The 5,600-nt window shown below is 32.0% G+C and carries 4 protein-coding genes; 1 reads left to right on the plus strand and 3 read right to left on the minus strand.

From position 1 onward, the window contains the following. Nucleotides 1–1,737, minus strand: a 1,737-nt coding sequence (locus tag ACTCDL_RS13955) for an ATP-binding protein (protein ID WP_463178093.1), incomplete at its 3' end; no start/stop codon positions are given. Continuing rightward, entirely contained in the window at nucleotides 1,727–2,419 is a 693-nt protein-coding gene (locus tag ACTCDL_RS13960; RefSeq protein WP_463178095.1) for a response regulator transcription factor, read from the minus strand. The genes ACTCDL_RS13955 and ACTCDL_RS13960, both read right to left, overlap by 11 nt. Nucleotides 2,420–2,889: 470 nt before the next feature. On the opposite strand from ACTCDL_RS13960, the gene ACTCDL_RS13965 reads away from it, so the two are divergent. Next, nucleotides 2,890–3,411, plus strand: coding sequence for a D-glycero-alpha-D-manno-heptose-1,7-bisphosphate 7-phosphatase (locus ACTCDL_RS13965; RefSeq protein WP_463178097.1), 522 nt, complete (start codon nucleotides 2,890–2,892; stop codon nucleotides 3,409–3,411). Nucleotides 3,412–3,757: 346 nt separating this feature from the next. Here the strand turns inward: ACTCDL_RS13965 and ACTCDL_RS13970 are convergent, their stop codons facing one another. Beyond that, nucleotides 3,758–5,413, minus strand: a complete 1,656-nt coding sequence (locus ACTCDL_RS13970; protein WP_463178100.1) for a TPM domain-containing protein — start codon at nucleotides 5,411–5,413, stop codon at nucleotides 3,758–3,760. Nucleotides 5,414–5,600 lie beyond the last annotated feature (187 nt).

A 5,600-nucleotide genomic window follows, 5' to 3' on the forward strand; every position in this document is an offset into this window, starting at 1 on the left:
AAAAAAATCTTTAACAATTGCTAGCCCTAAACCAGTTCCTTCTTCTTCAGGAGTTCTAGCTCTATCAACTTGATGGAACCTCTCCCAGATATAAGATAATTCAGATTTGGGAATACCGATGCCATTATCACTTACCCTAATCTTGACCTTCCCTTGACACTCCTCTAAGCTAACTCTAATCTCTCCAGTTTTAGCTGTAAATTTAATAGCATTACTCAACAAGTTAACTAATACCTCTTCTAATCTATCCCGGTCACTTTCTATTATTAAATCTTGATTTCCTTCTACAATGACAGTTCTATCATCTAGTTTACTCTCTAAATTCCTGACTACTTTATTGATTAAATCCAATAATCCAAACTCCATTAAATTAAATTCAATTTGACCTGATTGTAATCTGGATAAATTCAAAATTTCTTGAACAAGTCTAGTCATCCGATTGGTCTCTGCTAATACTCTAGTTAAATATTCACCCTGTAGCTTAGTATCATCAACAATCCCATCCAAAATAGCCTCTAAATAACCACGGATTGCTGTTAATGGAGTCTTCAATTCATGGGATACATTTGCTACAAATAGTTTTCTCATCTCATCTAACCTTCTAACTTCAGTAACATCCCTAATTAAGATTATAATTCCCCGTAGCTTGTCACTTTTCTCTCTAATTGGAGCTGCATGGGCCACAATAATTTGATCATTCCAAGAGAACTCTTCTTTTAATTCCTGTTCTGTTATTAAGACCCTATCTATTAATTTAATCAAATTTTCTCCAACTATTCCTACAAATTCTTTACTAATAATCTCCTCCTCAACTTGAAAAATCTCTTTAAATCTAGGATTAGCTAATAAAATTTTCTTATCAGTACCGACCCCTAAAACCCCTTCTCCCATACTTGTCAACATCTCATGCATCCTCTGCTTTTCTCGACTCAATTCTTCTATATTCTCTTCTAACTTATTTGATAGGTAATTAAAGCTCTCCCCTAGCTCACCAATCTCATCCTTTGGAAGATTAACTATTTTAACCTGATAATCCCCTTTAGCCATCTTCTGGGCCTGATGTTTCATCTCTAGTACAGGGCGAGTAATCCCTTTAGAGATAAAATATCCCAAGCTCAATGCCAATAAAACAGCTATTAGAGTTACTCGTAAGGTTAAGTTTCTAACTTTAATTACTGTCTCTTCTAAGCCACTTAGCGGAGAGATTAAAAACAGAGCCAGCTTCTCGTTAGAGTTGTATAAAGGAAGCCCCACACCAATAATTGGTTGTTTCAACATCTCTACCTTTCCACGAAAGCTTGTCTGCTCTCCAGCTAAAACCTTGTCCAATTCTTTTTGAAAGTTCATAATCTTTTTAGACATATCTTTACTTAATCCTTGATGCATCCTATTATGCATCATTGCACCATGCATTCTATTCATCCCAGGTCTTCTCATCATCCCTCTCATTCTCATGCCTTGATTAATTATCTCACCTTCTTGATTAATTACTATCAAGCTACTGTCAAGCAGCTTCTCTAAAGTACCTAAAAAGTTATTAACTTCATCATAGTGATTGTAATCACCTTGTCTGATCAGCCTAACAGCCATCCTTCCTTTCCTTAATAATTCTACCTTTTTTGCCTTAAAGAAATAATTCTCCAAATAATCTGGAAGTATAATAAGCAGAGATAATAAGATTAACAATGGAATTAGCAGATAACTTCCCATAATCTTACTAAAAAGGTTATTGAACATCTGCTTGCACCTCAAATTTATAACCAACTCCCCAAACTGTCTTAAGATAACCTAAATCTAATTTATCTCTTAACCAGTTGATATGGACATCTACAGTTCTCATATCACCATAATAATCTAGCCCCCAGATCTTATCACAAAGTTGCTCCCGTTCAAATACCTGCTTAGGGTGTTGGGCTAAAAGCAACAATAACTGATACTCCTTAGGTGATAACTCTATTACTTTTCCATCTACCTCAACTCTTCTTTCTTTAGGATCTATAGTCAATCTAGGATAAGAGATTAAATAACTTGCCTCTTTTATCTTTTTAGATTTTGATACCCTCTTTAAAATAACTTTAACCCTAGCCAATACTTCTCTTGGGCTAAAAGGTTTAGTCACATAATCATCAGCCCCAATCTCTAAACCCAAAATTCGATCAAACTCTTCACCTTTAGCTGATAACAAGATAATAGGAATTTCATTATCCTTTCTTAAAGTCTTCACCACTTCAAGACCATCTAGCTTCGGCATCATGATATCTAAAATAACTAAATCAGGATTAGATTCTTCTACTTTAGCAATTGCCTCTTGACCATCTTTGGCAGTCAATACATTAAATTTTTCCTTCTTTAGATATAAACTTAGAATTTCAACAACATTCTTATCATCATCAACTATTAAAACCTTCTTTTCTTCCATCTGTATTCACCTCACATTGAATTTCAGTTTAAAATAAAACTTATTACCAGTATATCATATATATATTAAGAAAATATTAAGAATAAAGGTAAGTATAAAAAGCTTAGCATAACTTTTATCTTTAGTCTAATCAAAGTATTTACAAATATCATGTTAGTCCAATTCTAGCATAAATAATGGCTCTTAATGAGTATATAGCGACACTTTTAAACCAGTGTACAGTTTACAGTTGACGGTTGACAGTTAAGTTCAAAAGCACTAAATCTCTTTAAGATATAAGCCTTTAGTCTTTTTACTGTAAACTGTACACTGTAAACTGTCAACTCAAAAGAAATGTCGCACTATCTCTATATTATATCAATTTTTATTAGAAGAAGTAATTATTCAATTAAATTATCTAATTTATTATTCATAGTAAAAGAGAAAAAGAACTAAAATATTATATAAGAAAGAAAAAAGGAGTGATAATATTGACTAAAGCTGTTTTTTTAGACCGTGATGGCGTTATCAACCGTTATGATTCACCTGTCAATAAACCTGAAGATTTAAAATTATACCCTTGGACTGCTAAGGCAATCAAAATGTTAAATGAAAAAGGATATAAGGTCTTTGTAGTTACAAATCAAGGTGGTATCGAATGTGGTTACTTTAGTGAATCAGATTTAGATGAGATTCATCAACACTTAGTGGCTACTTTAAAAAAGAAGGATGCCCATATCGATGATATAGAATATTGTCCTCACTTCGATTCAGAATGTGAGTGTCGTAAACCTGAAGCAGGGATGATAATTAAATTGGCCAAAAAATATGATATCAATCTAGAAAATTCCTTCATGGTAGGTGACCGCAACTCCGATATAGAAGCTGGTAATAAAGCAGGTTGTAGGACTATCAAGCTAGGTAGTAAGTACCCTGCTGCCGATTACTCTGTTGAGAATCTTGAAGATGCAGTAGAAATTATAGTAGATGCTCAAGAGTTGATTTATATTTAATCATTAAAATAGGTTTAAGTTGGGTAAATTATTTACCCAACTTAAACCTCTACTTGAAGCAATGGTATTATATTAATGCCTAGTGCTAGTATAAAAACTGATACAATATAATGATAGTGCGACACTTTTGAGTTGATAGTTGATAGTGGATAGTTAAGGGACTAAAAACCTATATTTAAATGGTTTTGAACTTAACTATCAACTGTCAATTATCAACTATACACTGAAGTAAAAAAGTGTCGTAATATATCAATAAAAGGACATGTAGTAATTCTCTTAATCTAACTCTATTTGTATGAACTTAACTAACTTTTTAAGGATTAAATGTCCATAATTTATTACAAAGTTATCTTATATCTTTATTTCTTAAATACTTTTCTACAGCATCCACCCTCCAAACTTCATAATTAATAACATCTTCACTTGCTTTATCAAGCATTCTTATAGATAATCTTTTGTATTTATTTTTATTTAAAATACTAGCTTCTTTAAATAAATTTGCATAAACTCTAGCAAGCTTACAATATGTATAAGTATCACCTGCTGATAATTCTAATCTTTGATTTAATTCATAGACTGCCTTTCTATATTCACCAATTTGATAATATAGATAACCCAAAAATTTATAGCCAAATTCATCATTAGGCTCTAATTCAATATATTTTTTCATATATTTAATGGCTGTTTGATACTGAAAAGACATTTCAACATTAGCTATGGCTAAATACTTATAGATTGGAGCATACTCAGCATCCAATCTGATAGCTTTTTTAAGCATAGAAATAGCCTTAATATTCATTGAAATCAAAGAGTATGACTTACCTAATTCAAATAAAGTATTGACATCAGTTGCACCTTGTTTAACCTCTTTCTCTAATCTTTTAATTTTACTAGCAATAATTTTATCCTGACTAATTCTATAAATTTCTCTCCCCTCTGTTGGAATATCTTTATTATCATAATAAAAGAGAGGTTTCATAGAAAGCACCCTCATATAAGGATTGCCCCCTCGCTCTACTCCCCAGTAAGCATTAGAACCCATTACTACATATCTAGCTTGATTAGATACATCAAATTTCCAACCTTCTTCAGTTTTACAGAAGAAAAAAGGTGCATTATCCCACCCCTTCTTTTTACCAAAATATATCACAGCATAATTTCCCTTCTCTAAAACTTCATACTCCTTATCACCGTACTCTCTAATATATTCTTCAAATTGAGAGTCAGAAGCATTTCTTATCCGAGGTTGATTATATACTATCTTAGTTGCTTCAGTATATATACCTAGATTAGGATTCCTGATTTTATTTCGCCAACTTTTAACCATCCTTTTCCATGCCTCTTCCGGAGTCAAAGCCGCACTATAATCTTCTTCTCCTATATTATTGATTTCTTCTACTTTATAATTTGCTAGTTCCCTTTTAATGCCTGCTCCTCCTGATAAGAATTCTTGATCTAACTTCTTTATTTTATCCCTAACCAACTCATTATTCTTATTAACACTAGCCCTTTTTTCTAATTCCTCCAACACTGCTATCAAGCCTAGACTATTATTTGAAATAAAATAGCGCTTCAATTGTAAGTCAGAAGCATAACTACAGAAAGCATCAGTAAAAATTCTTTCCAATTCATAGCCTACTTCTATCTTAATCTGTTTTTCTTGCTCAGAGAATAGTATTAATACCCCTTGTCCATTATTATTTCTCCCAACTTCCCAATCATTAAAAAGATCTACAGCTTGAGTTTCAATATCAAAACCTTCATTCAATTGTGGCAAAGTTACTATTAGTACCTCTATATTATATTCCCTTTCTAACATCTCCAAGTATCTTTCTGTAAATTCTTTTACATCTTGAAATTTATTAGCATAATCAAATAAATGTTTATTTCTTTCAGGTCTCTTCTCTAGTTTTAAAACAGTTTCATCTAGCCTATTACTACATCCAATATTTAAAGCCATAAGTAAGACTAAACTAAAAACCAATAAAAACTTTAATTTCATAACTTTTGACTCCTTATTTAAATTAGTCTATATTAACACCCTGTGCTAGATAAAAACTTCTATAATAGATAGATAGTGCGACACTTTATGTCGAGTGTGAGCTATGAGTGTGAGTGTGTGTAAAACTTCTTTTTATTAGGGTTTACTCACACTCACACACCCACTCACGCTAATTTTAAAAGTGTCG

Source organism: Orenia sp. (assembly GCF_055140805.1).

Excerpts from the sequence above, each read along its gene's own strand:
- ACTCDL_RS13960 (WP_463178095.1), bottom strand. The coding sequence starts at position 2,419 with ATGGAAGAAAAGAAGGTTTTAATAGTTGATGATGATAAGAATGTTGTT.
- ACTCDL_RS13970 (WP_463178100.1), bottom strand. The coding sequence starts at position 5,413 with ATGAAATTAAAGTTTTTATTGGTTTTTAGTTTAGTCTTACTTATGGCT.